This window comes from Allobosea sp. 05T433, assembly GCF_056396065.1.
The window spans coordinates 50,919-74,538 of sequence record NZ_JBFTKS010000007.1 but is presented as its reverse complement, the minus strand read 5'-3'; the positions used below and the strand labels follow the sequence as shown (position 1 = coordinate 74,538).

General features: G+C 64.9%; 24 protein-coding genes. 9 read left to right on the top strand and 15 right to left on the bottom strand.

Annotated elements, in window-relative coordinates; genetic code table 11:
* Positions 1-44: 44 nt before the first annotated feature.
* The 3 genes from AC1DGP_RS11730 to AC1DGP_RS11720 all read right to left on the bottom strand — a co-directional run bounded on the left by AC1DGP_RS11730 (position 45) and on the right by AC1DGP_RS11720 (position 3,916).
* Positions 45-1,574: a UxaA family hydrolase gene (locus AC1DGP_RS11730; protein WP_476832170.1), complete on the bottom strand. Its 1,530-nt coding sequence runs from the start codon at positions 1,572-1,574 to the stop codon at positions 45-47.
* 131 nt (positions 1,575-1,705) lie between these two features.
* Positions 1,706-3,040: a cytochrome c peroxidase gene (locus AC1DGP_RS11725; RefSeq protein WP_476776246.1), complete on the bottom strand. Its 1,335-nt coding sequence runs from the start codon at positions 3,038-3,040 to the stop codon at positions 1,706-1,708.
* Positions 3,041-3,049: 9 nt separating this feature from the next.
* Complete coding sequence (locus tag AC1DGP_RS11720) at positions 3,050-3,916, bottom strand: hypothetical protein (RefSeq protein WP_441505989.1); 867 nt, start codon at positions 3,914-3,916, stop codon at positions 3,050-3,052.
* Between the two features lie 247 nt (positions 3,917-4,163).
* On the opposite strand from AC1DGP_RS11720, the gene AC1DGP_RS11715 reads away from it, so the two are divergent.
* Positions 4,164-4,823 (top strand): Fe2+-dependent dioxygenase, encoded by a 660-nt coding sequence (locus AC1DGP_RS11715; RefSeq protein WP_441505990.1) that lies wholly within the window; start codon positions 4,164-4,166, stop codon positions 4,821-4,823.
* A gap of 100 nt (positions 4,824-4,923) precedes the next feature.
* Here the strand turns inward: AC1DGP_RS11715 and AC1DGP_RS11710 are convergent, their stop codons facing one another.
* The 3 genes from AC1DGP_RS11710 to AC1DGP_RS11700 form a co-directional block, all read right to left on the bottom strand.
* Positions 4,924-5,475: a gluconokinase gene (locus tag AC1DGP_RS11710; RefSeq protein WP_441489689.1), complete on the bottom strand. Its 552-nt coding sequence runs from the start codon at positions 5,473-5,475 to the stop codon at positions 4,924-4,926.
* A 5-nt stretch (positions 5,476-5,480) separates the two neighbouring features.
* Positions 5,481-6,464 carry a phosphogluconate dehydrogenase (NAD(+)-dependent, decarboxylating) gene (gene gnd, locus AC1DGP_RS11705; RefSeq protein ID WP_476776247.1) on the bottom strand — a complete coding sequence of 328 codons (984 nt, stop codon included), beginning with the start codon at positions 6,462-6,464 and terminating at the stop codon, positions 5,481-5,483.
* 90 nt (positions 6,465-6,554) lie between these two features.
* Positions 6,555-7,418, bottom strand: coding sequence for an AraC family transcriptional regulator (locus AC1DGP_RS11700; RefSeq protein WP_441505992.1), 864 nt, complete (start codon positions 7,416-7,418; stop codon positions 6,555-6,557).
* On the opposite strand from AC1DGP_RS11700, the gene AC1DGP_RS11695 reads away from it, so the two are divergent.
* Complete coding sequence (locus tag AC1DGP_RS11695) at positions 7,417-7,827, top strand: DUF2000 family protein (RefSeq protein WP_441489686.1); 411 nt, start codon at positions 7,417-7,419, stop codon at positions 7,825-7,827. The two genes, AC1DGP_RS11700 and AC1DGP_RS11695, sit on opposite strands and share 2 nt — an antisense overlap.
* Here the strand turns inward: AC1DGP_RS11695 and urtE are convergent.
* From urtE to urtA, 5 genes are all read right to left on the bottom strand, one after another.
* Positions 7,818-8,513, bottom strand: coding sequence for an urea ABC transporter ATP-binding subunit UrtE (urtE, locus tag AC1DGP_RS11690; RefSeq protein WP_476832169.1), 696 nt, complete (start codon positions 8,511-8,513; stop codon positions 7,818-7,820). The two genes, AC1DGP_RS11695 and urtE, sit on opposite strands and share 10 nt — an antisense overlap.
* A gap of 61 nt (positions 8,514-8,574) precedes the next feature.
* A complete protein-coding gene (urtD, locus tag AC1DGP_RS11685) occupies positions 8,575-9,336 on the bottom strand; it encodes an urea ABC transporter ATP-binding protein UrtD (RefSeq protein WP_441505994.1) in 762 nt (253 codons plus the stop codon).
* Positions 9,337-9,341: 5 nt separating this feature from the next.
* Positions 9,342-10,484: an urea ABC transporter permease subunit UrtC gene (gene urtC, locus AC1DGP_RS11680; RefSeq protein WP_441489683.1), complete on the bottom strand. Its 1,143-nt coding sequence runs from the start codon at positions 10,482-10,484 to the stop codon at positions 9,342-9,344.
* Entirely contained in the window at positions 10,481-12,097 is a 1,617-nt protein-coding gene (gene urtB / locus AC1DGP_RS11675) for an urea ABC transporter permease subunit UrtB (RefSeq protein ID WP_441505995.1), read from the bottom strand. The genes urtC and urtB overlap by 4 nt, the downstream gene beginning before the upstream one ends.
* 160 nt (positions 12,098-12,257) lie before the next feature.
* Positions 12,258-13,538 (bottom strand): urea ABC transporter substrate-binding protein, encoded by a 1,281-nt coding sequence (urtA, locus tag AC1DGP_RS11670; RefSeq protein ID WP_441505996.1) that lies wholly within the window; start codon positions 13,536-13,538, stop codon positions 12,258-12,260.
* A 635-nt stretch (positions 13,539-14,173) separates the two neighbouring features.
* On the opposite strand from urtA, the gene rnr reads away from it, so the two are divergent.
* From rnr to rpmG, 4 genes are all read left to right on the top strand, one after another.
* Positions 14,174-16,480 (top strand): ribonuclease R, encoded by a 2,307-nt coding sequence (gene rnr / locus AC1DGP_RS11665; protein WP_441505997.1) that lies wholly within the window; start codon positions 14,174-14,176, stop codon positions 16,478-16,480.
* Complete coding sequence (locus AC1DGP_RS11660; RefSeq protein WP_441505998.1) at positions 16,477-16,926, top strand: DUF983 domain-containing protein; 450 nt, start codon at positions 16,477-16,479, stop codon at positions 16,924-16,926. The genes rnr and AC1DGP_RS11660 overlap by 4 nt, the downstream gene beginning before the upstream one ends.
* Positions 16,923-17,657, top strand: coding sequence for an NUDIX hydrolase (locus AC1DGP_RS11655; protein ID WP_441489678.1), 735 nt, complete (start codon positions 16,923-16,925; stop codon positions 17,655-17,657). The genes AC1DGP_RS11660 and AC1DGP_RS11655 overlap by 4 nt, the downstream gene beginning before the upstream one ends.
* A 160-nt stretch (positions 17,658-17,817) precedes the next feature.
* The gene (rpmG, locus tag AC1DGP_RS11650) at positions 17,818-17,985 is read left to right on the top strand and encodes a 50S ribosomal protein L33 (RefSeq protein ID WP_038367996.1); all 168 of its coding nucleotides are present in this window, start codon (positions 17,818-17,820) and stop codon (positions 17,983-17,985) included.
* Positions 17,986-18,070: 85 nt separating this feature from the next.
* On the opposite strand, the gene AC1DGP_RS11645 is transcribed toward rpmG, so the two are convergent.
* Positions 18,071-18,397, bottom strand: coding sequence for a hypothetical protein (locus AC1DGP_RS11645; protein ID WP_441506000.1), 327 nt, complete (start codon positions 18,395-18,397; stop codon positions 18,071-18,073).
* A gap of 271 nt (positions 18,398-18,668) precedes the next feature.
* On the opposite strand from AC1DGP_RS11645, the gene AC1DGP_RS11640 reads away from it, so the two are divergent.
* Positions 18,669-18,869 carry a hypothetical protein gene (locus tag AC1DGP_RS11640; protein WP_441489677.1) on the top strand — a complete coding sequence of 67 codons (201 nt, stop codon included), beginning with the start codon at positions 18,669-18,671 and terminating at the stop codon, positions 18,867-18,869.
* Positions 18,870-19,125: 256 nt separating this feature from the next.
* Here AC1DGP_RS11640 and AC1DGP_RS11635 read toward each other — a convergent pair whose 3' ends face one another.
* Together AC1DGP_RS11635 and AC1DGP_RS11630 are read right to left on the bottom strand one after the other, a co-directional pair.
* Entirely contained in the window at positions 19,126-20,502 is a 1,377-nt protein-coding gene (locus AC1DGP_RS11635) for a PleD family two-component system response regulator (protein WP_441506001.1), read from the bottom strand.
* 17 nt (positions 20,503-20,519) lie between these two features.
* Entirely contained in the window at positions 20,520-20,891 is a 372-nt protein-coding gene (locus AC1DGP_RS11630) for a response regulator (protein ID WP_043232944.1), read from the bottom strand.
* A gap of 134 nt (positions 20,892-21,025) precedes the next feature.
* On the opposite strand from AC1DGP_RS11630, the gene AC1DGP_RS11625 reads away from it, so the two are divergent.
* Together AC1DGP_RS11625 and AC1DGP_RS11620 are read left to right on the top strand one after the other, a co-directional pair.
* Positions 21,026-21,316, top strand: a complete 291-nt coding sequence (locus tag AC1DGP_RS11625) for a DUF3572 domain-containing protein (RefSeq protein WP_441489675.1) — start codon at positions 21,026-21,028, stop codon at positions 21,314-21,316.
* On the top strand, positions 21,313-22,677 hold the full coding sequence (locus AC1DGP_RS11620) for a DNA polymerase IV (RefSeq protein WP_441506002.1): 1,365 nt from the start codon (positions 21,313-21,315) through the stop codon (positions 22,675-22,677). The genes AC1DGP_RS11625 and AC1DGP_RS11620 overlap by 4 nt, the downstream gene beginning before the upstream one ends.
* Here the strand turns inward: AC1DGP_RS11620 and AC1DGP_RS11615 are convergent.
* Positions 22,634-23,482, bottom strand: a complete 849-nt coding sequence (locus tag AC1DGP_RS11615) for a cell envelope integrity EipB family protein (protein ID WP_441506003.1) — start codon at positions 23,480-23,482, stop codon at positions 22,634-22,636. The genes AC1DGP_RS11620 and AC1DGP_RS11615 overlap by 44 nt on opposite strands.
* Between the last annotated feature and the right edge of the window lie 138 nt (positions 23,483-23,620).

Below are 23,620 nucleotides of genomic sequence, written 5' to 3'. Positions count from 1 at the left end.
CGCGGCCGATGGAACCGCGCTCCCCTACCGTCAAACGACTGCGATCACATCGTTGCGCCGATCTGCCAGGGCACGAACTCGGCATCGCCATAGCCGAGCTGCTCGGATTTGGAGCGCTCGCCGGACGCAACGCGCAGCAGCGTCTCGAAAATCTCGCGGCCCTTCTCCTCCAGCGTCACGCCATCGAGGATGTCCCCGCAATTGATATCCATGTCGTCGATCATCTTCTCGTAGATCGGCGTATTGGTGGCGAGCTTGACCGAAGGTGTCGGCTTGCAGCCATAGGCCGAGCCACGCCCGGTGGTGAAGGCGAGAATATTGGCGCCTCCCGCGACCTGCCCCGTCGCCGCGACCGGGTCGTAGCCAGGCGTGTCCATGTAGACAAAGCCCTTCGATTTCACCGGCTCGGCATAGTGATAGACGGCCGCCAGCGTCTTGGTGCCGCCCTTCGCCGCCGCACCCAGCGACTTCTCCAGGATCGTGGTGAGCCCGCCCGCCTTGTTACCCGGCGAGGGGTTGTTGTTCATGCTCATGCGGGCGCGCTCGGTATACTCCTCCCACCACTTGATCACGCCGACGAGCTTCTCGCCGACCTCGCGCGTTGCAGCGCGGCGGGTGAGCAGGTGCTCGGCTCCGTAGATTTCGGGCGTCTCGGACAGGATCGCCGTGCCGCCATGCTCGACCAGGATGTCGACGGCAGCGCCCAGCGCCGGATTGGCCGTGATGCCGGAATAGCCATCGGAACCGCCGCATTGCAGGGCAAGCGTCAGCTCCGAGGCGGRTACCGTCTCGCGCACGGCGCGGTTGGCGATCGGCAGCATCACCTTCAGCGCCTCGATGCCGGCGGCGACGCTCTTCCTGGTGCCGCCCGTCTCCTGAATCGTCATGGTGCGGAAGATGTCGCTCTCCTCGACGCCATAGGCTTCCTTCATGCGCTTGATCTGAAACCCTTCACAGCCGAGGCCGACGACCAGCACCGCCGCCATGTTGGGGTTGCAGGCATAGCCCCAGGTCGTGCGCTTCAGCACCTCGAAGCTCTCGCCATTGTAGTCGATGCCACAGCCGGTGCCGTGGGTCAGCGCGATGACGCCGTCGACATTGGGGTAATCGGCCAGAATGCCCGAGCGCTTGACCTCCTCGGCCATGAAGCGCGCGACCGAGGCCGAGCAGTTCACCGAAGTGAGGATGCCGACATAGTTGCGGGTGCCGGCCCCACCGCCCTTGCGGCGAAACCCCTCGAACGTCGCCTGCTGCTCGACCGGCAGCACGAATTCAGGCTTCGCCTCGGCACAGAAATCATAGTCGCGCTCGAAGGCGTGGAAGCCGGTATTATGCTCATGCACCCATTCGCCAGGCGGGATGTCGACCGTGGCAAAGCCGATGATCTGGCCGAATTTGCGGATCGGCTCGTCCTTGGCAATTGGGGCCAGTGCGACCTTGTGGCCGCGCGGAATGCGTTTCAGGGCGACGACACCCGCTGCGGTGACGCCTGCATCGATCGGATCGACCGCGACCGCGACATTGTCGGCGGCATTGAGCTTCAGCGTACGCGGCGGCAAGACCTTGTCGAGCATGAGAGGAACCGTCTGCTTGGGGGTGGCGACCCAGGGCCGCGCTCGCCCAAGACATGCGCCTCTCCTGCGCTTTTTTCAATCGGTTGAAAGTAAGCCCGGCCTTGCATGCGACGCCGGATCGTCAGGCCGGCCTATCGCTCGACCGAAACACTGAGCTGCATGGTCGGGTGGATGCCGCAATAGAGCTCATATATGCCGGCCCGCGTGAACAAGAGCGTCACCGACTGGCCGGGCTCCTGCGCTCCGGAGTTGAACGGCTTGGGACCGGTGTCCAGCCGCACATTATGGGTACGGACATCGTCATTGTTGATCGTCAGGCTCTGGCCGGCATGCAGCCTAACGGACGAGGGCTGGAACATCCTGTTCTTCTGCGAGATCGTCGTGCCCAGGTCCGCAACCGCCAGCGCAGCAGGCCGGGCAGCGCTGAGGGCAGAAACCGGTGCGGGCGGATTTTCGCTCGACAGCGTCGCCAGGAAGGCCAACAGCGCGGCGCGCTCCTCCGACGTCAACCCGATCGGCTTGATATCCGGCGAGAGGCTCGGCCGCTGCACGACACCGTGCTCATAGTGATCGAGCACGGCGTCCAGCGTCGGCAGCGAGCCGTCATGCATATAGGGCGCGGTCCAGGCCAGCTCCCGCAGCGACGGCGTCTGGAACGCATGATCGGCTGCTCTCAGATCGATGATCTTGCCGCGCCCGAGATCGCTCCCCGGCAGACCGACATCGTGAAAGGCACGATCGGTGAAAGCCCAGCCGGAGTGGCAATTGCTGCAGCCGGCCCTGCCGGTGAAGAGCGCAAAGCCCCCCTGTTCTTCGCTGGTGAGGGCGGTCTCGTCGCCTTCGACCCAGGCATCGAAGCGGGTCGGCGGCGAGACCAGGCTTCGGACATAGGTCGCGAGCGAGGCGCTGATCTGGTCAGGCCCGATGCTCCGGCTACCGGGAAACGGGCTCGCGAAGGCCTTGCGATAGTCCGGCCTGCGCGAGAGCTTGACGGCGATATGCGGCAACGTCTCGGCCATCTCGAGCGGGTTCTCGATCGGGCCGTGCACCTGCTCCTCGATCGTGCCCGCCCGCCCATCCCAGAAGAAGGCTGCGCCCCAGGCGAGGTTCCATAGATGCGGTGTATGACGTGCCAGCGGCACCAGTGCCACGCCCTTCCCGATCGCAACGCCGTCGGTGAAGCCGAGCGCCGGATCATGGCATGTCGCGCATGAGACCGTACCGTTCGAGGACAAGGCCGGATCGCCGAACAGGCGCCGCCCGAGCTCAAGCTTGGCGGGGTTGAGCGGGTTCGAGGCAGGGAACGGCACGGCGCTGGGACGTCGATAGCTCGCGCGCGCAACGGTCAGCCCTGCACCCGTTGCGGATTGGGCGGGCTCCACCGCCTGCGAGCCACCGATCAGCGCGAGCGCGGCGGTGGTCGCGCCGGCGAGAAAGGCATTCAAAAGGGAGGCCGACCGGGCCATCGCCGCGCCTCAGCGCAGGAAATTCCCAGCCTGGAGCTCGACCCGAGCGATATCGCCGAGCACGGCGCTGGTATCCTTGACCGGCTTCTTCGGCGCGACCGCCGTCGGCCACGCCTTCTTGAGTTCGGCAAGCGCAGCCTGCAATTCCTTGAAGGCAGTCGCGTCCTTGGCGGCAAGCTCGCCGGCAACCGCATCGATCATCGCAGCCGAATGCCAGACGAAGCCGCGCGAGTCCTGATACTCGACCGCCTTGGCGATACGGCCCTTCTCGATGGCGTTGCCATATTCGTCGGCGGCGACCTTCAAGGTCTCGAGCGCTGTCTCGACCGAGAAGCGCGGCCAGTTCTTCTCGGCCTCACGGAGCCCGGCGTCGGCCTCGGCGAGGCGCTCATGCACCAGCTTCAGCGCGCCGTCATAGGCATCCTTCTTCCTGGCCTTGACGGTTTGCGCCAGCGCCTTCAGCGCGGCCTCGAAGGGACGGACCTTGTAGGTTGCGAGATCGTTCTTGATGCCACCATAGATTTCTTCAGCCGGGTGCAGGAAGTGCGGCAGCGCCTCACCGAAGCGCCCATCCTTGACCAGTTCGTCGCCAACCAGGAGATGGCCCCGGATCAGGGCGATCGAACGCGCAAATTTGAGGTTGGGCGCCAGCGCGTCGGCTTTGCCGCCTTCGCCCCCCTCTCCACCTTCGCCGCCCTGCCCCTTGGCCGGCGTTGCCTTCACTGCAGCGCCATGAGCATGCTGGGCGATGTCGAAGGAGCCGCTCGCATGCAGGGCCGGAGCGGCGGAGGTCTCTGCGAAACCGGCCGCCGCCACGCCTGCTCCCGCAGCGATCACCGTACCGAGACCGATCCACAGCTTGCTCGAAGTCTTCATCATGTCATCCCGGGTGGGCCGACAGGCGGCGCTGCCACGCAGGGCCTGGCAGGCATCCCACGTAAGAACACGACCTCTCGAATGAACCCGAAAGCTGACATCGTCAAGCAACCGCATCGCCTAGAAGAACGATTACATTGATTCTAAACTAGACATCAAGGTAATCACCCTAGTAATCCCTTGATGCCAAGCTATTTTCTGCCCCGGCGCAAACTGTAGATGCGGCCTTCARCCAGCGAGAATCTCCATGATCCTGCCGATCGGCAACATCCTGACACAAGCCGAGATCGAAGATGCCCGTGCCGCGTTGGCCTCGCTGCGCTTCGAGGATGGTGGCAGGACCGCGGGCTGGAATGCGAAACTGGTCAAGAACAACCGGCAGGCGGCTCCGGGTGCGCGCGCTGATGCGCTCAAGGCGCTCCTCGGGGAGCGCATCCTCGCCAATGAGGTCTTCGCGGCCGCCGTCCGCCCCAAGGCCCTGACGCCGCTGCTCTTCAGCCGCTACGAGCCCGGCCATGCCTATGGCAGCCATGTCGACGACGCCCTGATGGGCGGCATGCGCACCGATGTCTCGTTCACCCTCTTCCTGGCCGACCCCGCGACTTATGAAGGCGGCGAACTGGTGATCGAGACCCCGTCGGGCGACGAGGCGATCAAGCTCCCGGCCGGTTCGCTCATCGCCTATCCCTCGACCACGCTGCACCATGTCGCGCCCGTGACCAAGGGCGAACGGATCGCTGCCGTCGGCTGGGCTCGCAGCTTCATCCGCGACGCAAGCCAGCGCGAGATCCTGTTCGATCTCGACCGGGCCCGTCGCGCACTGTTCGGCCGCGAGGGCAAGACGCCCGAGTTCGACCTGATCTCCAAATCGGTCGCGAACCTCACCCGGATGTGGGCGCAGGACTGACTAGATCATTGGACCGGATATCGTATCCAGTCCAATGATCTAACCCTTTGTCTTGCATCGGCTTTCCCGAAAACCGCAATCCACTTTTCGGGCCGATGCCTTAGCGGGTGCCAGCGCCCGGAGTTCCCGTCGCCGCCAGGCCGGCAAGCGTCTCGTCGACGATTGCATCCTTGGCCAGTGCCACCGACACGACCAGCGGGTGCTCATCCGCCCCTGGCTCTTCCAGCGCCGCGAACTGGCTGTCGAGCAGCGCCGGCGGCATGAAATGGTGCTGGCGCGCCGCCATGCGCTGGCCGATCAGCTCCCGCGAGCCCTTGAGATAGACCAGCGCGACATCCGGCCGGTCACCGATGATGACGCGGCGATAGGCACGTTTCAGTGCGGAACAGGTGACGATTCCGTTCTTGCCGGTCGCGCGCAGCTCGTCGATCCAGGCCGCGATCGCCGCCAGCCAGGGCTTGCGGTCCTCATCGTTCAACGGCGTACCGCTCGACATCTTGGCGACGTTCTCGGGCGGGTGGAAGGAATCCGCATCACGAAACGGCCAGCCCAACCGCTCGGCCAGACGCTCGCCGAGCGAGGTCTTGCCGGAGCTGGCGACGCCCATGACGACGATGACGGCCGGCATCTGCCCATGCGGGAAAGCGCTCATGAGGCTCACGGCTTCTTCGGCTCGACATGCCCGCCGAACCCGGCGCGCATCGCCGAGAGCACCTTCTCGGCGAAGGTGTGGTCCTTGCGCGACCGGAAGCGGGTGTAGAGCGAGGAGGTCAGCACCTCGGCCGGCGTCGCGGTCTCCACCGCGGCCTGCACCGTCCAGCGCCCCTCGCCCGAATCCGAGACATGCCCGGTATAGGCAGACAGCTCCTCGTCGGCGGCCAATGCCTCGGCCGTGAGATCGAGCAGCCAGGAGGTCACGACCGAACCGCGCCGCCAGACTTCGGCAATCTCCGCGACATCGAAATCGAAGCCGTATTCGGGTGGCAGACCGTCCTTGGCCGAGGCATTGCGCAACAGGTCGAACCCTTCGGCGAAGGCCTGCATCATGCCGTATTCGATGCCGTTATGAACCATCTTGACGAAATGGCCGGCACCGACCGGGCCGCAATGCAGATAGCCCTGCTCGGATGCCGGGTTGCGGCCCTCGCGGTGCCGGCTCTCTGGAATGTCGCCCTTGCCAGGGGCCAGCGCCTTGAAGATCGGCTCCAGACGGTCGAAGCCCGCCTTGTCGCCACCGACCATCAGGCAATAGCCGCGCTCCAGCCCGTGAACGCCGCCGCTGGTGCCGATATCGAGATAGTGCAGCCCCTTCTCTGCGAGCTCCCGCCCGCGCCGGACATCGTCCTTCCAGAAGGCGTTGCCGCCATCGATCAGTGTGTCGCCGGGCTGGACGAGGGCCGCGAGTTCGCTGAGCGTCGCCTCGGTGATCTCGCCGGCCGGGAGCATCACCCAGATCGCCCGCGGTGCCTTAAGCTTCGAGACGAGATCGGCGAGATCGGCGGCAACCACCGCGCCGTCGCTTGCCAGCGCCGCACCGGGCTTGGGATCACGGTCGTAGACCACGCATTCGTGCCCGGCCTTCATCAGCCGGCGGACGATATTGGCTCCCATGCGGCCGAGGCCGATCATTCCAAGCTGCATAGCAAAGGCTCCTGCCGGGGATCCTGAACCGGCTTTGGGAGCGCTTCATGCCTCGTGCAGCGGGTTGGAGCAAGCGGAACCCGGCAGGGGTCAGCCGCGCTGCAGCGCCCGCCAGCGTCCGGGGGGCACGCCATAGGCGCGGCGAAACTGGCGGGTCAGGTGGCTCTGGTCGGCAAAGCCGCAGGCCATCGCCACCTCGACGAGCGAGGTGCCGCCGAGCAGGAGCCTGCGCACCTGCTGAAGCCGGCGCATCACGAGATAGTTATAGGGGCTGGTGCCGAAACAGGCGCGAAAATGCCGGGCCAGAGTGAAGCGATCGAGGCCGGCAATGGCTTCGAGTTCGCGGGAGGCCACCACCTCGTCGCGATGGGCGTCGAGATATTGGCGGGCTCGCTCAGCGGCAGGCCGGTCGAGCACCTGTCCCGTCGGCCGCGCGGCCGATGGATCGAGCGCGAGCAACGCTTCGGCGAGCGGCAGCAGGATATCCTCGGCGGCGATCTCGTCGAGCGGCGCATCAAGATCGCGCAAGGCATGGGCTACCGCGCGAACGAGCCGCGCATCCTGCGAGACTGCGGTCGAGACGAAGGGCAAGGCGCAGCCCTGCGCTCCCAATGCCTCCCGGATCAGTCGCGGCTCGACATAGAGCATGCGGTAGCTGAACCCCTCCGGAATCCCGGCGCGCCCGTTATGGATCTCGTCGGGATGCAGCACGATCGCATGCCCGCTCAAGCTGTCGCACCGGCTGCCGCGATACTCGAAGCTCTGCACCCCGGACAGCGTCTGCCCGAACGCATAGGTGTCATGGCGATGCGGATCATAGGCAAAGCCGCGGAAGAACGCTTCCATCCGCTCGATGCCGTCTATGCCCGAGCCCGTGCGCACCCAGTCGGTGCCCTCCGGCCCGCACGATCGTTCAAGACGAGCCTTCCCGGCTTCGGTTAGCGATTGGGTCATGCGTTACGATACCAAGATCGCCATCGTGGTACGCGAGAATCTCGCCCCCTGGCAAAAACTCAATGTTGCGAGCTTCCTGGCCGGAGGGCTGGTCGGCGCTTCGCCCGAACTCGCGGGCGAAGCCTATCGCGACGGCTCCGGCCGTTTCTACGGCCCTCTGATCCGCCAGCCCGTCCTGATCTTTGCGGCGGCAGGCGAGCAGTTGAAGCAGGTTCTGGAGCGCGCCCGCGCCCGTGGCGTGCGCCCGCATCTCTATACCAGCGAGCTGTTCACGACCGGCAACGACAGCGACAACCGGGCCGCCGTCGCCGCCCTGCCGACCGAAGCGCTCGATCTCGTCGGGCTGGCGCTCCACGCCGAACGCAAGGAAATCGACAAGATCGTCAAGGGCTTGACCCTTCACACCTGAATCAATCTCTGAACCTGTGCTCCGTCGAGCTCGCCCATCGCACCCGACAACACGATCTCGCCGCGATCCATCACGAACATCGTGTCGGCGAGTTCGCGCGCGAAGTCGAAATATTGCTCGACCAGCACGATCGCCATGTCGCCGCACTGGCGCAGATAGTCGATGGCACGGCCGATATCCTTGATGATCGAGGGCTGGATGCCCTCGGTCGGTTCGTCGAGCACCAGCAATTTGGGTCGGGTGACCAGCGCCCGCGCGATGGCGAGTTGCTGTTGCTGGCCTCCCGAGAGGTCTCCGCCGCGTCGGCCCAGCATGGACTTGAGCACGGGGAATAGGTCGAACAGGTCATCCGGGATGAAGCGGCTGCGGCGTGGCAGCGGCGCGAACCCGGTTTCTAGGTTTTCCTTGACGCTCAGCAGCGGAAAGATCTCGCGCCCCTGGGGCACGAAGCCGATGCCGGCCCGCGCCCGATCCTCGCTGCGCAAGCTCGAGATGTCCTCGCCCGCAAAGCTGATGCGCCCGCCGCTGATCGGCTGCTGGCCGACGATGGCGCGCATCAACGAGGTCTTGCCGACGCCGTTGCGGCCCATGACGCAGGTGACCTTGCCGGGTTCGGCGGMAATCGAAACCCGGCGCAGGGCCTGCGCCGCCCCGTAATGCAAGTCGATGGCTTCGACGTTCAGCATCGTCCGATGTCCAGCCGCTTCGCCCGATCGATCAACCGGTTCCTATATTTCCCGATCATGCTCACCGCCCCAGATAAACTTCGACGACGCGCTCATTGGCGCTGACCTGATCGAGCGGCCCTTCGGCCAGCACCGCACCTTCGTGCAGCACAGTGACCTTGACGCCGAGTTCGCGGATGAACCCCATGTCATGCTCGACCACGATCACCGAATGGTCCCTGGCGATCTCCTTGAGCAGCACGGCCGTTTCGGCCGTCTCGCCATCGGTCATGCCGGCGGCCGGCTCGTCGACGAGCAACAGCTTCGGGTCCTGAGCCAGGAGCATGCCGATCTCGAGCCACTGCTTTTGCCCATGCGAGAGTGAACCGGCGAGACGGCTGCGCGCATCCCCCAATTTGATGATGCCGAGAATATTGTCGATGCGCTTCTGGTCGGTTGCCGCCGTCTTCCAGAACAGGGTTCTGGCCACCGTGCGTTGCGACTTCAGCGCCAGCAGGATGTTGTCCTCGATGCTGTGGAAGTCGAACACGGTCGGCTTCTGGAACTTGCGGCCGATGCCGAGATTGGCGATTGCGGCCTCGTCGAGCCTGGTCAGGTCGACCGAGCCGCCAAACATCACCGTCCCCTCGTCCGGCCTGGTCTTGCCGGTGATAATATCCATCATCGTCGTCTTGCCGGCGCCGTTGGGCCCGATGATGGCCCGCATCTCGCCCGGCGCGATCACCAGCGAAAGCCCGCGGATCGCCTTGAAGCCGTCGAAGGAGACACTGACGCCATCGAGATAGAGCAGTGAGGAGGTGAGCGCTGCATGGGCCGGGATCATGCGCGTCACTCCGCCGGGGCCGGTTCGGCCAGCGGGGCGGCTGGCTCGCGCTTGCGCCGCCTCCCCCACCAGTCCTGCGCCGTGCCGAGAATGCCCTTGGGCATGAACAGGGTGACGAAGACGAAGAGGGCTCCGAGCGCGAAGAGCCAGTAGGGCGCCATGAAGCCGGAGGTGAAGACCGTCTTGGCGTAGTTCACCACGACCGCGCCCAGCGCCGCGCCGACCAATGTGCCGCGCCCGCCAACCGCGACCCAGATCACGGTCTCGATCGAGTTGGCCGGAGCAAATTCGCTGGGGTTGATGATGCCGACCTGCGGCACGTAGAGCGCGCCTGCGACGCCAGCCATGCAGGCCGAGACGGTGAAGACGAAGAGCTTGAAACGGTCGACCCGGTAGCCAAGGAAGCGCGTGCGCGATTCGGCGTCGCGGATCGCGATGACGACCTTTCCGAGCTTGGAATCGACAATGCCGCGGGCGATCAGGAAGCCGGCGATCAGCATCACGCAGGTCATCGCAAACAGCGCCGCGCGCGTCGCCTGCGCCTGCACGTTGAAGCCCAGGATGTCCTTGAAGTCGGTCAGCCCGTTATTGCCGCCAAAGCCCATGTCGTTGCGAAAGAAGGCCAGCAGCAGCGCATAGGTCAGCGCCTGGGTGATGATCGAGAGATAGACGCCGGTGACGCGGGACCGGAAGGCGAACCAGCCGAAGACGAAGGCGAGCAGCCCCGGCACCACCAGCACCATCAGCATGGCGAAGGGGAAGGAGGAGAAGCCGTACCAGTACCAGGGCAGTTCGTGCCAGTTCAGGAAAACCATGAAGTCGGGCAGGATCGGATTGCCATAGACGCCGCGCGAGCCGATCTGGCGCATCAGATACATGCCCATCGCATAGCCGCCGAGCGCGAAGAAGGCGCCGTGGCCAAGCGAGAGAATGCCGCAATACCCCCAGACGAGGTCGAGCGAGATCGCGAGCAGCGCATAGCAGAGGTATTTGCCCCAGAGCGACATGGTCGAGGTCGGGACATGAAGGACCGAGTTCTCCGGCAGCAGCAGATTGGCGAGCGGGACCAGCACCGCCAGTGCGACCAGAAGTCCGAGGAAGATGAGGCCGCGCTTGTCGAGCCCCTGGATGAGAAAGCGGGTGATCATGCCTCCACCGCCCGGCCCTTCAGCGCAAACAGGCCGCGCGGGCGCTTCTGGATGAACAGGATGATGAAGACGAGCAGTGCGATCTTGCCGAGCACCGCGCCGGCATAGGGTTCGAGCAGTTTGTTTGCGACGCCGAGCGTCATCGCGGCGACGAGCGTGCCCCAGAGATTGCCGACGCCGCCGAAGACGACGACCATGAAGGAGTCGATGATGTAGCCTTGGCCGAGATTGGGGCTGACATTGTCGATCTGCGACAGCGCAACGCCGGCCAACCCCGCCACGCCGGAGCCGAGCCCAAAGGTCAGCGCATCGATCCGGCCGGTGCGAATCCCCATGGCCGCCGCCATCCGCCTGTTCTGCGTCACTGCGCGCATCTGCAACCCCATCGGCGTGAGCTTCAGGATGGCCAGCAGGGCGGCGAAGACGAGCCCGGCGAAGACGATGATCCAAAGCCGGTTCCAGGTGATCGCAAGCCCGCCGATCTCGAAGACCCCCGCCATGAAGGCCGGTGCCCCGACCTCGCGATTGGTCGGACCGAAGGCGGTGCGGACCGCCTGCTGCAGGATCAGGCTGATGCCCCAGGTCGCGAGCAGCGTCTCCAGCGGCCGTCCGTAGAGGAAGCGGATGACGCCGCGCTCGATCGCAACACCGACCAGCCCTGCGACGAGAAAGGCCGCCGGCAGCGCAACGGCGAGCGAATAGTCGAACAGGCCTGGAACGCGGGCGCGGATCACCTCCTGGACCACGAAGGTGGTATAGGCGCCGAGCATCACCATCTCGCCATGGGCCATGTTGATCACGCCCATCACGCCGAAGGTGATGGCAAGCCCGATCGCGGCGAGCAGCAGGACAGAGCCGAGCGAAAGCCCGTACCAGAGATTCTGCGCCGCGCGCCACAGGGCGAGCTTGCCCTCGATCTCGGAGATCGCCCGCACCTGGGCCTCCTTCAGCGACTGCGGAACGTCGCCCGGCAGGGAGCGCAAGGTCGCCAATGCATCCTGGTCGCCACGCTCGCGCAGCACATCGATCGCGCCGAGCCGGTCGAAGGGCTGTGCGTCGGCCTTGCTGATCAGGATCGCCGCCTGCGCCTGGCGCAGCGCGATCCTCGCCCGATTGTCGGTCTCCTTGGCGATGGCGCCCTCCAGGACCGGCAGCACCGAGGCGTCGCGCGATTTGAAGACCGCCTCGGCGGCGGCGGCGCGCCGGGCCGGATCGGGATTGAGCAGGCCGAGCCCACCCAGCGCCGCCTGGATCACGCGCCTGACATTGTTGTTGAGCCTGACAGCGCTGACACCTGCCGGCTCGGCAGGGAGCGGCTGGCGGGTCCGCGCATCGCTGAAACCGCCTGTCCCGGTCCTGATCGCGACCGTCCCGCCGCCCGCGAGCAGCCGCCCCTCGGCGAGCGCCTCGATGATCACGGCCGCGTTCGGATGAGCGGTCTGAACCAGGATCTCGACCGCCCGCGCCGTGTCGGAAAAGCTGTCCGCCCCCAGCCGGGCAAAGGCCTCGTCGGCGCTCTGGGCGAAGGCCACGCCCGGCGCGAGCAGGAGAGCCGTCGCGACCACGATCATGCGCAGCAATCTGGACAGGAGAAGCATCGGCTCGCTCTTCATGACGCGCTCAGATCGGGACCTCAGCTCTCATCCCGGGAACCGCGCAGACGGAACCTCGGGGATGCGCGCTGCCTTGCTTGCGAGAGCCGCCGCAGGTCGCGGCGGAAAATGAGGGGCGGCCGGGCGTTATTCGCCCGTGCYGCCCCTCCCCCTCATGACCTCACGCGCCGCCGCACTTGCTGGTCTTGACGTTGAAATTGCCGCATTTCTTCTCAACCCAGTCGCCGACCAGATCCTTGGAGCCATCGAGTTCCTTCGACCAGGCGTCGCCGGGCACGAGGCCTGTCTTCGAGACGACGTCGAACTGGCCATCGGCCTTGATCTCGCCGATCAGGACCGGCTTGGTGATGTGATGGTTGGGAAGCATCGTCGAGACGCCGCCGGTCAGGTTCGGCGCCTCGATGCCGGGCAGTGCATCGATGACCTTGTCCGGATCGGTCGACTTGGCCTTCTCGACCGCCTTCACCCACATGGCGAAGCCGATGACATGGGCTTCCATCGGATCGTTGGTGACCGCCTTGTCGTTCTTTTTGAAGGCCTTCCACTGCTTGATGAAGGCGTCATTCTCCGGGGTCTTCACCGACTGGAAGTAATTCCAGGCGGCGAGATGGCCGACCAGCGGCTTGGTGTCGATGCCTGCAAGCTCTTCCTCGCCGACCGAGAAGGCTACGACCGGAATGTCGGTCGCCTTGATGCCCTGGTTGCCGAGTTCCTTGTAGAAGGGCACGTTGGCGTCGCCGTTGATGGTCGAGACCACCGCGGTCTTCTTGCCGGCCGAGCCGAATTTCTTGATGTCCGAGACGATCGTCTGCCAGTCGGCGTGGCCGAACGGCGTGTAGTTGATCATGATGTCCTCGGCCTTGACGCCCTTGGACTTCAGATAGGCCTCGAGGATCTTGTTGGTCGTGCGCGGATAGACGTAGTCGGTGCCGGCGAGCACCCAGCGCTCGACCTTCTCTTCCTTGGCAAGGTAATCGACGGCCGGGATCGCCTGCTGGTTCGGCGCGGCGCCAGTGTAGAACACGTTGCGCTCACTCTCCTCGCCCTCGTATTGCACGGGATAGAACAGAATCGAGTTCAGCTCCTTGAAGACGGGCAGAACCGATTTGCGCGACACCGAGGTCCAGCAGCCGAAAACGGCGGCGACCTTGTCCTTGTTGATCAGTTCGCGCGCCTTCTCGGCGAAGAGCGGCCAGTTCGAGGCCGGGTCGACCACGACGGCCTCGAGCTTCTTGCCGAGCACGCCGCCCTTCTTGTTCTGCTCCTCGATGAGCATGAGCATGACGTCCTTCAACGTCGTCTCGGAGATCGCCATCGTGCCCGAGAGAGAGTGGAGGATGCCGACCTTGATGGTCTCCTGCGCAGCGACCGGCAGGAACGACCCCAGGAATGTTGCGCCCGCCAGTGCGGCGCCCAATACGACGCGACGAGTAGTATTCACGGCCTGATCTCCCGAACACTTTTGTTGGCGCGCTCCCCTCGAGCGCTGACTGGCCTTGCCGGCCTGTTCAGGAAGGTTCGCAAGCGACGTGCCAACCGGGGAAAGCACGCAAATCCGTGTCATCAGGACGAAATCGAAGACAATTTCTGCCAATCATCTCGCGCCGCACGCAACGATGCTGCAATCGCGAAGGGACTGCTCATTTTTTAGACAGAAACCGTGCCTGCCCTTTTTGCAGCCCGCACGCCCGCACAGTCGAGCCCGGAAACGCAGTGGTTTCGACGAAGGGGACAGCGTAAATTTTAGCATTTACGAAGTAAGGAGAATCGCCTTAGCCTCTCTCTTGTCGGTAACAACTGAAAGGAGGTGATCCAGTGTCTCATTGTCATCAACCGCTGGTGCAAGGCGGGCGGACCTGGACTCATTCCCTGTGGGAGTCTTGTTCCGCGTGAGTTTTCGCACCTTCAGGTCCGGTTCGCCGGGCCGCGGTTCGACAATGGAAGGGCTGCCCGAAAGGGCGGCCCTTCTCGTTTCCGGGAGCAGCCCTGCAGTCCCGGTTCTGGCGCAGCAGCTCCGGACGTGGCACAGAGGCCACGTGTTTCTTCATTCTCATTCCCATCAGACGAGTTTAGCCCGTGTCATCGCTCGCGCCTGAACCGAGCCGCGAGGCGATTCTCGACTTCATCGAGAGCGAGCGCCTTGCCGGCCGCGAAGTCGGCCGCCGCGAGATCGCCAAGGCTTTTGGCCTTTCGGGCGGAGGCAAGATCTGGCTGAAGCGCATGCTCAAGGATCTCGCCGAGGAAGGCGAACTCGGCGGCGACGGCAAGGACAGGCCGGTTCATCCGCGCGGCGCCCTGCCCCCCGTGCTGCTATGCGAGATCAAGGCCCGGGATCGTGACGGCGACCTTGTTGCCGCCCCGCTCGAATGGAACGAGGCCGATGAAGGCGCTCCGCCCAGGATCCTGGTGGAACGCCCGCGCGAAATCCGCTCGCGCAAGCTCGCCTCCGCCGCTGCCGGGGTCGGCGATCAGGTCCTGCTCAAGCTCACCCGCCTCCGGGGCATGGACGGCTTCGCCTATTCCGGCCGCGTGCTCAAGATCATGGGCAAGGGCAAGGCGCAGGTGCTCGGCATCTTCCGCGCCCTGCCCGACGGCTCGGGCCGGCTGATCCCGGTCGACAAGAAGGCCCAGGGCCGCGAGGCGCTGATCCCCAAAGGGCAGACCGGCGATGCTCAGGACGGGGACCTTGTCTCGGTTTCGCTGCGGCGCGAAGGCCGCTTCGGCCCGCCGGAAGCGCGGGTGCGCGAACGGCTGGGCTCGCTGAAATCCGAGCGCGCCGTCAGCCTGATCGCAATCCATACCCACGGTATTCCCAACGAGTTCTCCCCTGCGACATTGGTGGAGGCAGAAGCCGCCCCGCACGCCAGCACAGCTGGCCGCGAGGATTGGCGCGCGCTGCCGCTGATCACCATCGATCCCGCCGACGCCAAGGACCATGACGACGCAGTCCATGCTGCGCCCGACACCGACCCGGCCAATGAAGGCGGGTATGTCGTCACGGTCGCGATCGCCGATGTCGCATCTTACGTCCGCCCGGGTTCCGCGCTCGACCGCGAGGCGCTGGAGCGGGGCAACTCGGTCTATTTCCCCGACCGCGTCGTGCCGATGCTGCCCGAGCGCATCTCCAACGATCTCTGCTCACTGCGCGGCGGCGAGGACAGGCCGGCACTCGCCGTCCGCCTCATCCTGAAGGCCGACGGCTCGAAGAAGAGCCATAGCTTCCACCGCATCCTGATACGCTCGGCGGCGAAGCTCTCGTATCAGCAGGTTCAGGCCGCCATCGACGGCAAGCCGGACGACCTGACCGGCCCGATCCGCGAAAGCGTCCTGATGCCGCTCTGGGCGGCCTATGGCGTCGCCTCCCGCGCCCGCGATCAACGCCAGCCGCTCGACCTCGATCTGCCCGAGCGCAAGCTGATCCTCAAGCCCGACGGCTCCGTCGACCGTGTCATCGCGCCCGAGCGGCTGGCCGCGCACCGGCTGATCGAGGAGTTCATGATCCTCGCCAATGTCGCCGCCGCCGAGACATTGGAGAAGGCTGGCAGTCTGCTGATCTATCGCTGCCATGACGAGCCGTCGCTCGAGAAGATGCGGGCACTCGGCGAAGTGCTGGCCTCGGTCGGCATCAAGCTGCCGAAGGATGGCGCACTGCGCCCCGTGCTGTTCAACCGCATCCTCGCCATGATCAAGGGCTCGGAGAACGAGCTCTTCCTGAACGAGGTGATCCTGCGCACCCAGGCACAGGCCGAATATGTCGCCGAGAACTACGGACATTTCGGGCTCAACCTGCGCCGATATGCCCATTTCACCTCGCCGATCCGGCGCTATGCCGACCTCATCGTGCATCGTGGCCTGATCTCAGCCTTGAAACTCGGCGATGACGGACTGCCCAAAGCGACCACGCTCGCCGAACTGCGCGAGATCGCGACCCGGATCTCGGCCGCCGAGCGCCGCGCCATGGCGGCCGAACGCGAGACCACCGACAGGTTGATCGCCCATTTCCTTGCGGACCAGATCGGCTCGAGCTTCGACGGACGCATCGGCGGCGTGAACCGGGCCGGCCTGTTCGTGAAGCTCGACGGCACCGGAGCAGACGGTTTCATCCCGGCCTCGACGCTGGGCGGAGACTATTATCGCTACGACGAAGCGGCGCATGCTCTGACAGGCGAGCGCACAGGCGAGAGCTGGCGCCTCGGCGATCGTGTCCATGTCCGCCTCGTCGAAGCCGCCCCCGTCGCCGGCGCGCTACGCTTCGAATTGCTCTCCGAGGGTCGGCGTGTGACATCGGGCCACTCTGGCAAAAGCGGCCCGAGGCGACCATTGTCCGGCCGAGCCAAGGGCAAGCCCCCCTTCGGCAAGGCGAAGCCGGGCAAGAGGCGATGATGTCGGTTCAGGTTCACAGTTCCATCGACCAGCCGGTCGAGCGCGACTGGCGTTTGGCGATCCGCCGCGGCCTGATGTGCCGCTGCCCCCATTGCGGCGAAGGCCGGCTGTTCCGGGGCTTCCTGAAGTCGGTCGACCGCTGCGAGGCCTGTGGCGAGGCGCTGCACCACCAGCGTGCCGATGATCTGCCGCCCTATATCGTTATCACCATTGTCGGCCACGTCATCGTCGGCGGCCTGGTCCTGGTCGAGAAATATGCGGAATGGCCGATGTGGTTGCATATGGCGGTCTGGCTGCCGCTGACACTGTTCCTGTCGCTCGTGCTGATGCAACCGGTCAAGGGCGGGGTCATCGGCCTGCAATGGGCCATGCGCATGCATGGTTTCGACAACGCACCTCCCCTGCCCGAGCGCCAGCCCGGCACATCCATGGCATCCCGGCAATGAACGACAACGCCGTCATCCTGACTCAGGCAGAGCGCAGCCGGACCGCGACCAACACCCGGCCGCATGACGCTGCGACGATGTTGATCCTCGATCGGAGCGGCGCAGCCCCCCGGGTGCTGATGGGCAAACGCCACCTCGGACACAAGTTCATGCCTGGCAAATTCGTCTTCCCGGGCGGACGCGTCGACGCCGGCGATCGGCGCATGGCAGCAACCGGCGCGATTCCGCAGATCTGCGAGGACCGGTTGGCCAAGCGCACGGTGCGCCCCAGCCCGAACAAGGCCCGAGCGCTGGCCATGGCCGCCATCCGCGAGACCTTTGAGGAAACCGGCCTGCTCTTCGGCTCGGATGAGTTCGGAGTGCCCGAGAATCCCCCGGAAGGCACCTGGACCGAATTCGCCAGCCATGGCGTCTATCCCGATCTCAGCGCCGTAACCTTCGTCGCGCGTGCCGTCACACCGCCGCGGCGCCCGAAGCGCTTCGACACGCGTTTCTTCGTCGTCGACTACGATGCGCTCGGCGGCAGCGTCGAGGGCGTCACCGGCCCTGATTCCGAGCTGATCGAACTGGTCTGGGTCAATTTTGATGAAGCGAGGCAGCTCGACCTGCCGACGATTACCCAGGTCATCATCAAGGAAGTCGAGGCCAGGATAGCAGCCGGCTTCAGCCCTTATCTCCCGGTGCCCTATTTCTGGGAGAAAAACCTGAATTTCGTGCGCGAGGAACTCTGACAGGTTGCCCCTGAGGCAAACTGTTCGCTCCGTCCGGGCATTCTTTCTTGACTTCGCCACTGGCTTGCGGCATCTCCCCGGGAACGGTTTGCCGGGTTCCCCCGGCCATTTTGTTTTATGAGGGCCAGACCGCGGCCCGCCAGGCTCGAGGACGGAACCCATGGCCAAGGCCGTGACCATCAAGATCAAGCTGCTGTCGACGGCGGATACCGGCTTCTTCTACGTGACGAAGAAGAACTCCCGCACGATGACCGAAAAGATGTCGAAGAAGAAGTACGACCCGGTCGCGCGCAAGCACGTCGAGTTCAAGGAAACCAAGATCAAGTGATCCTGGTCGCCTTTTCGGCATAACCAAAGTTCAAGGAACCGCCCGTGATCCGGGCGGTTCTTTTTTGCCTACGATTCGGTCCTGTTCAGAACACCTGTCTGGGCACGAACAGGCAGAACGGCTTCTGCGACGGAGCAATCACGCTACCGGTCAGGGTTCCACCCCGCCGGCAAATATGAAAGCGGCCATCCTGGGACGCACGCGTCGCCCCCTCAGGGATGAAATAGCCGTCATAGGTCAGGTAGCCGCCGGGCACGATCCGGGGATCCGGCTCGCGCGCGTCGACATCCTGGCCCATGGGCCAGCAGTCTTGGTCGCTGCAACAATCGTATGGATACCAGCTATGTGCATGGACAAGCCCTCCGCCCGGCAGAAACGCCGCGAGGCAGAGCGCCAATGCGAGAATACGCATGGGTCGCTCCCCGTTTGAGGATCTCAGGCCAGCCTCTTCTGCCCCGGGTCCCACCGGAGTCGAATCTGCAAGAGACTATCACGAACTGGCGCGGACGGGGATGCGCATGCTGCATCGCAGCATAAACACATTCCAGCGAGCTTCACTGGCAGGAATTGCGGCTCGGGCCGCCCCGCGCCCAAGTCTTCCGCCGACCTTCGGGGCTTGCCGAATGGCTCCGCTCCCCCCATTTTCGACGCGGACAATCTCCAGTCGCGATGCGGAGTTTCGTGTGAGCAGCGGTGACAAGAAGGCGGCACGTCCCGCCAGGCCGCACGGAGCGGTGCGTGAATTCCTGAAGCTGATCGTCGAACTCGATTCCTCGCGCTTCGCGTCGAGCAGAATCAAGGCTGGGCTGATGCTGCTTGGCCTGCTCGCGGCTTTCGGCCTGTTCGGCTACGCCGTCGCGGCCGGGCTGTCGCACTATCTCTGATCGCGCGACTGGGGGGAGTGGTGGCCGGCCGGCTGCGGTTCTGATGAGGCCAGATGTCCCGCGGCCGACCGACCGAGCCCATCGGATTCCCAGGAGATGCGGCGGACCTGAGCTCCCGAGGGGCATATCGGGCAGCCCAGGGCGGGCTGCGTTGGAAATGACCCTACGCACCCGCCTTTCGATTGCAATTGAATCAGATCGATTCTCGAATCTTCATCGATGGTTAACCCTACCTGGAAAGGTTTACAGGGTTGGTTTACGCCGCACTGGCGACGATCACGCGGTTCCGGCCGCTTTCCTTGGCGCGGTAAAGCGCATCATCCGCCCGCTTCATCATCTCGGCCGGCGAGAAATCGCCGGCGCGCCGGCTGGCGACGCCGATTGAAACGGTGACGCCGATCGTCCGTGAGTTGCGCTGGATGGTGAAGGGCTCGACCTCGACCTTCTCCCGGATTCGCTCGGCCACGGCGAAGGCCGCATCCAATGTCGTATCCGGCAGTACGACGACGACCTCCTCGCCCCCCAGGCGGGCGACGAGATCGATGCCGCGCGTGCAGGCGCGCACCCGGTCCGCGAACTCGCGCAGCACCTCGTCGCCGGCGTCATGCCCCCAACTGTCGTTGACGACCTTGAAGCGGTCGACATCGAGGACGAGCATGGCAAGCGACCGGGCTCTGAGTGCCGATTCGTCGAAAAGGGTGCTGAGGCGGCTGTCGAGATAGCGCCGATTATGCAGCCCGGTGAGCTGATCCATCACCGCCATTTCCATGGAGGACTGGACACTGTCGCGCAGGCGCTCGGTGAAGCGCTTGCGGCGAATCTGCGTGCGCACCCGCGCCAACAGCTCGTTACGGTCGACCGGACGCATCAGGAAATCATGTGCACCGATCTCCAGCCCGCGCAGGATGCGAGCGCGGTCCTCGGCCTCGCCGAGCAGCAGCACCGAGACGTTGCGGGTCCGCTCCAATGAGCGCAGTTGGCTGCACAGCCTGAGGCCGTCATGGTTCTGCAGGTCGAGACTGACAAGGATGGCTTCGAAATCGCCCTCGGCCGCCTTGGCGAGAGCCAGGTTCGGGTCTGCCTCGACCTCGACGCTGTGAAACGTCGACAGCGCGCTGGAGAGCCGCTCGGAAGCCGTGGGACGATCTTCGATCAGCAGGACGCGGCCGTTCAGCCCGGTCTCGGACGCCGCTGCAGCCAGCGGGTCGGCGATACCGAGACGCCGCGATGCAATTGCCCGGTGGCGCAATTCGTCGGTGACCGACTTCAGACGCACCAGGCTGCGCACCCGGGCGAAGAGCGCGGCATCGTCGATCGGCTTGGTCAGGAAATCATCGGCTCCGGCATCGAGCCCCTTCAGCCGGTCGCTCGGCTGGTCGAGTGCGGTCACCATCACGACGGGGATATGGGCGGTGGTCGGGCTGTTCTTCAGCCGCCGGCAGACCTCGAACCCGTTCAAGCCCGGCATCATGACGTCGAGCAGCACGATATCCGCCTCGCCGCGCTCGCAGATCGCCAGGGCGTCGACCCCGTTGAGGGCCGTCGTCACGTCAAAATATTCCGCCGACAGCTTGGCCTCGAGCAGCTTCACATTTGTGAGGATGTCATCGACGACCAGGACACGCGCAGACATGGAGCCGCTCCCGCCGCTCAGGCCGCGCCGGCATAGGCGCGTACCGTTTCCAGGAACTTGGCAACCGAGATCGGCTTCGAGAGATAGGCCTCGCAGCCGCCCTCCCGGATCCGCTCCTCATCTCCCTTCATTGCGAAGGCGGTCACCGCGATCACGGGAATGGATTTGAGCGTGTCGTCTTCCTTGATCCACTTCGTGACCTCCAGACCCGAGACTTCGGGAAGCTGGATATCCATCAGGATCAGATCGGGATGATGGGCGCGCGCCAGCTCGATAGCCTCGATGCCATCGGCCGTCTTCAGCGTCGCATAGCCATGCGCCTCGAGAAGATCGTTGAAGAGCTTCATGTTGAGCTCGTTGTCCTCGACGATCAGGACCGTCTTCGTCATGCCGTTCCCCTGTTTCGCCTCGGAAGGCGTCGGTCTATTCCAGGCTTTCCAAGCCGACAGCTCCGTTCGATGATCATCCTAGCACGCCAGCCGTTGACGAAACGCAAACCTGATCCTGGACCCGACAACCGACCATGCCACGCTCGATCGCTTCACCCGATGCTGAAACCCTTGCCCTGCGCGCATTGGGCTTCCTCGCTGCCGATTCCGCGCGAATCGCGCTATTTCTGGCCGCAACAGGGCTTGGGCCGGAGACATTGCGTGCAGCAGCCGGCGAGCCCGGCTTCCTGGTCGCAGTGCTCGATCACCTTCTCGGCAACGAATCGCTCCTGCTCGAATTTGTCGGAAATTTAAGCCTGAATCCGGAAATCATTGGGCAGGCGCGGGAAACCCTCGCTGGCCCCCATCACGGTGACGATGCTTGACAGAAGAGCGTGACCGTCCGCGCCAAGCGCCTGCGTTCTGCCGCGATTGCCTCACTGACAACGACGGCGCGGCGGGAGCCTCACGCCGCTGTCGCGCCTGCGGCTCGCCGCGCCTGATCTGCCACCCCGAACGGGACAGCCTGAGCCTCGCTCATATCGACTGTGACGCCTTCTACGCCGCGGTCGAGAAGCGGGACGATCCGTCCCTGCTCGACAAGCCGGTGATCATCGGCGGCCGCAAGCGCGGCGTCGTCTCCACGGCCTGCTATATTGCCCGCACATACGGTGTGCGTTCCGCCATGCCGATGTTCCAGGCCTTGAAGGCCTGCCCGGAAGCCGTCGTGGTGAAGCCCAACATGGCGAAATATGTCGCTGTCGGGCGCGAGGTCAGGCAGCTGATGCGGGAACTGACCCCTCTGGTCGAACCGTTATCGATCGACGAGGCCTTCCTTGATCTCTCGGGCACCGAGCGGCTGCATCACGCCAGCCCGGCCATCACGCTGGCGCGCTTCGCCAGGCGGATCGAAGACGAGATCGGCATCACCATTTCCGTCGGCCTGTCCTACGCCAAGTTCCTGGCCAAGGTCGCCTCCGACCTCGACAAGCCGCGCGGCTTTTCCATCATCGGCCGCGGTGAAGCCGTCGCCTTTCTCGCGGACAAACCCGTCAGCCTGATCCCGGGCATCGGCAAGGCAAGCGCAGCCAAGCTGGCCGAATCCGGCTTTCGTCTGATCGGCGATTTGCGGGACGCGCCGACACAGGCGCTGTTCCGGCTCGCCGGCAAGGACGGACCGCGGCTGAAGAACCTCGCCAATGGCATCGACGCCCGCAAGGTGACGCCGGATCACGAGACCAAGAGCGTCTCCAGCGAAACCACGCTTGATGTCGACCTCTCCCGGTTCGACGAGCTGGAGCCGATTCTCTGGCGGCTGTGCGAGAAGACCTCGAAGCGCCTCAAGGCCCAGGAGCTTGCCGGGCGAACCGTCACCTTGAAGCTGAAGACGGCAGAGTTTCATTCGATCACGCGTGCGAGCCGCCTGCCCGAACCAACGCAGCTCGCCGGGCGCCTCTTTGCGGCCGGACGCGAACTGCTGAAGCGCGAATGCACCGGGCAGCGCTACCGGCTGATCGGCATCGGCGCGAGCGATCTCACCGGCCCCGAGGAGGCCGACCATGGCGACCTCGCCGACGTTGCCACGCCGCGTCTCAAGGCCATGGAGGGCGCGCTCGACAAGCTCCGCGCCCGCTTCGGCGATGATGCGATCGGAAAAGGCCTGAGCCTGCGCAGCCCGGACCGACCGCCATCGGGGACCAAGTCTACTTCGCACAATCCTGATGAGGCAGAAAATCCAGACGCGTGAGCGTGCCGCGCAACGCGAAACTGCCATAGTCCATCCGGACCGCGCCGGTGACACCATTCTCATACAGTTCGAACGAGATCGAATAGGCCGGCGTGACCTCGCCTGAACCGACCTTGTAATAGGATACGGTGACCGGCCAGCGTGTCAGTTTCTCGAATTCCGGGCGCCTCAAGGGCGCCTCGCTCGGCGGCGTTTCGATGTGCTTGCCGATGACGGAGAGCGTGTCATAGACCTCCTTGCCACTATTGGCGCCGTCATAGAGCCGCACGCTAAAGGTGTTCTGGCCCGCTCGCGCCGCCAGGATCAGCGCTTTCATCTGCGCATTGGGGAACAACGCGTCGCCGGCCTCACGATGCGTCTCCGCCTTGGGAGCGGTCAGCTTGACCTCATAGCCGTCGGCTCCCGACTTCTTCGCAGTGCCGTCGACGACTTCGGTCGGCGCGCCACTTGCGGAACTCTCGGTCTTAAAGCGGTAGCTCTGGCCGTCTCCTGCTTCGAAGCTCGTCGTCCGGGCATCGATCGTGCGCGGCCCGCCCTCACTGGTGAGCTGGGTCACCTGCCGGAAGGAGAGTGCATAACCCTCGCAGGCATCGCCGGTGAAGTCGAATGCAATGCGCCCGCGAGCCGCCTCGATGTTCTTGGCCGGTTTCCCATCGTCGAGCACGAGATCGTAGACTGCGCGGTGCGGCACCAGGACGACGCGATCCCCTGGTTTGGCCTGCGCCAGAGCGGCCGTTGGCAATGCCATCAGCAGGAGCGTCGCAGCGCCCGCCGAGCCCAGGAGACCGAAACCGATTCTGTTCATTTGCCCGCCGCCTTGCTGCACCTGATCGCTGAGTCTAGTGCAATGCGGCAATGGCGCAAACAAGGCGCATATCGCGGCGAGCTACGCCCATGGCACAACCCCGCTTGGCAGGCCCCGCGCTTGCGGCTTACCCGGCCA

Excerpts from the sequence above, each read along its gene's own strand:
- AC1DGP_RS11695 (WP_441489686.1), top strand. The coding sequence starts at position 7,417 with ATGCGTTACGATACCAAGATCGCCATCGTGGTACGCGAGAATCTCGCC.
- urtB (WP_441505995.1), bottom strand. The coding sequence starts at position 12,097 with ATGAAGAGCGAGCCGATGCTTCTCCTGTCCAGATTGCTGCGCATGATC.
- AC1DGP_RS11630 (WP_043232944.1), bottom strand. The coding sequence starts at position 20,891 with ATGACGAAGACGGTCCTGATCGTCGAGGACAACGAGCTCAACATGAAG.
- AC1DGP_RS11625 (WP_441489675.1), top strand. The coding sequence starts at position 21,026 with ATGCCACGCTCGATCGCTTCACCCGATGCTGAAACCCTTGCCCTGCGC.
- AC1DGP_RS11615 (WP_441506003.1), bottom strand. The coding sequence starts at position 23,482 with ATGAACAGAATCGGTTTCGGTCTCCTGGGCTCGGCGGGCGCTGCGACG.
- AC1DGP_RS11715 (WP_441505990.1), top strand. The coding sequence starts at position 4,164 with ATGATCCTGCCGATCGGCAACATCCTGACACAAGCCGAGATCGAAGAT.
- urtD (WP_441505994.1), bottom strand. The coding sequence starts at position 9,336 with ATGATCCCGGCCCATGCAGCGCTCACCTCCTCACTGCTCTATCTCGAT.
- AC1DGP_RS11635 (WP_441506001.1), bottom strand. The coding sequence starts at position 20,502 with ATGTCTGCGCGTGTCCTGGTCGTCGATGACATCCTCACAAATGTGAAG.
- AC1DGP_RS11655 (WP_441489678.1), top strand. The coding sequence starts at position 16,923 with ATGAACGACAACGCCGTCATCCTGACTCAGGCAGAGCGCAGCCGGACC.
- AC1DGP_RS11645 (WP_441506000.1), bottom strand. The coding sequence starts at position 18,397 with ATGCGTATTCTCGCATTGGCGCTCTGCCTCGCGGCGTTTCTGCCGGGC.
- urtC (WP_441489683.1), bottom strand. The coding sequence starts at position 10,484 with ATGATCACCCGCTTTCTCATCCAGGGGCTCGACAAGCGCGGCCTCATC.
- gnd (WP_476776247.1), bottom strand. The coding sequence starts at position 6,464 with ATGCAGCTTGGAATGATCGGCCTCGGCCGCATGGGAGCCAATATCGTC.
- AC1DGP_RS11710 (WP_441489689.1), bottom strand. The coding sequence starts at position 5,475 with ATGAGCGCTTTCCCGCATGGGCAGATGCCGGCCGTCATCGTCGTCATG.
- rpmG (WP_038367996.1), top strand. The coding sequence starts at position 17,818 with ATGGCCAAGGCCGTGACCATCAAGATCAAGCTGCTGTCGACGGCGGAT.
- AC1DGP_RS11720 (WP_441505989.1), bottom strand. The coding sequence starts at position 3,916 with ATGAAGACTTCGAGCAAGCTGTGGATCGGTCTCGGTACGGTGATCGCT.
- AC1DGP_RS11660 (WP_441505998.1), top strand. The coding sequence starts at position 16,477 with ATGATGTCGGTTCAGGTTCACAGTTCCATCGACCAGCCGGTCGAGCGC.
- AC1DGP_RS11700 (WP_441505992.1), bottom strand. The coding sequence starts at position 7,418 with ATGACCCAATCGCTAACCGAAGCCGGGAAGGCTCGTCTTGAACGATCG.
- AC1DGP_RS11725 (WP_476776246.1), bottom strand. The coding sequence starts at position 3,040 with ATGGCCCGGTCGGCCTCCCTTTTGAATGCCTTTCTCGCCGGCGCGACC.